Origin of the sequence: Spirosoma endophyticum, from assembly GCF_900112365.1 — a bacterium.
Lineage (GTDB): Bacteria > Bacteroidota > Bacteroidia > Cytophagales > Spirosomataceae > Spirosoma > Spirosoma endophyticum.
In genome coordinates, this window is record NZ_FOLQ01000073.1 from 1 (window position 1) to 1,712 (window position 1,712).

Genomic DNA, 1,712 nt, shown 5'->3' on the forward strand with positions numbered 1-1,712 from the left:
TAATCGGCAGCCCCTGAAAGCGAGAAAGTAACCGGGCTACCACCATCAAATTTTACTCTGGCCGTCCCGCCATCAACGGCATTAATAACGAACTGACCCTTGCTGACCCTTAGTTGTATATCGGTTGCTCCTTTGTTCTTACGAACAATCAGTGTGGCAACAGAGCTACCATTGTATGGAAATTTAAAGTTTAGCAAATCACTGGCCGCTATTGCTGCGGTATGTACTTTACTCCCCATTTTGTCTTCGCCGTCGTAATAATCCCATTTGCTGGCTGGTTTCACAGGTTCAGCAGCAATGCCTGAACTTGTATCTACAGAACTTATATTAATTGGCTCTACAATAGATTGCACCCCTTCAACACATTTTTGATTTTCGGCACACTTATTTATGAGACTCATCGCCAACAAATCCCCAAAGGCATACAGTGCAACTTTACCCCATTTGGTTTTAGGTTTTTGAGCAGGTTCTGCAAGAACAGGGTTGGACACTACAGGCCCGACTGCAATTGGCTCTATCTGTTCCTTGACGGGAGTTTCAAACTTGAATACCTTAATATTAATAAGTACCTTCCCCTCTTCATACCAAGCTCTCTTCAATTCGGCGCCAATGGAAACACCCGAACCAATAATTTTGGCAAGCCTACCAGCATCAGCTGCCGGAATGTATCCAAGTTTATACTCTTTGTAAAAGATCACTATAGCATTGGGATCAACCGGATTATTTGGTTCGCGAAATAATTCAAGGACTGTTCCAATGGGAATGCTGTCAATGACTTTCGGTCCATCACGCATATTTATTCCGGCAAAGTAAGTAACGTAGGGGTTCATAAGAAGTAGATAATTCTCCGAAATAAATACACTTACATGAAACTTACCTCATTGATTTACTAAGTGATAACGAAAACTGTGTGAATCGAAAAAAATCAGGGTGAATGGTAAGTAGACATGATAGTAAGCGGCTCCTCATCGCTGAAGAACCGCTTACTATCATGTCTTAGGTGTATCGGATGATTGAGACGTTCCCTCATTCGTCCGTAATTCGATACCTGCCGTCGGGCAATAACTCTTTACTGCTTTTGTTGCCCATCAGGGTTGCTTTTCGAAGTTATTGTATTAATCTATTCAACTCATCTACACATTTGTGCAACTCACGGTCAGAACTAGCAGCCTGTGCTTTCAGGTCGTAGCATTGATTGAATAGTAGTGCTTTCTTTCCAATCTGGACCCGGCCGCGGCAGCGCGATACTTCGATGAGATTGCCGCTTGGGTGTTCACTACCTACGGCATCCGGTTGACCGCTCCCGATCCAAGTAAGGCAAAGGCATCAGTACGGTCATAAGAATCACAAAATGGCATAGGGTAACTTAATGTCAATCTTTCCTGTATCAGCTTATTATAGCTGACGTCCCCCCGGAAAAGCGTTCCAGTATAAAGTAGAGAAAATCGGGCGATTTGGATTAACTTAAATCAAACAAATCGTCATGAAGAAAACGAAGTTCACCGAAGCACAAATCGTTTTTGCTCTCAAACAATCTGAGACGGGAGTAGCAGTAGCTGAAGTATGCCGCAAAATGGGCATTAGCGAGGCCACCTTTTACAATTGGAACCGCGACGGCGGACCGTAAGAAGTATGGCGGATTAGGTGTTGCCGAACTGCACCGATTACGCCAGTTGGAGGAAGAAAACCGTCAACTGAAACAGCTAGTGGCC

1 protein-coding gene and 1 pseudogene are annotated in these 1,712 nt (G+C 44.0%); one reads left to right on the forward strand and one right to left on the reverse strand.

Translation table 11 applies throughout. The annotated features are described in order from the left end of the window. A partial coding sequence (locus BM202_RS36445; RefSeq protein WP_177236828.1) for an HIRAN domain-containing protein occupies window positions 1-830 on the reverse strand: 830 nt, incomplete at its 3' end. Window positions 831-1,483: 653 nt separating this feature from the next. Here BM202_RS36445 and BM202_RS36450 point away from each other — a divergent pair. Then, window positions 1,484-1,712: pseudogene (locus BM202_RS36450) on the forward strand (transposase); the annotation flags it as partial.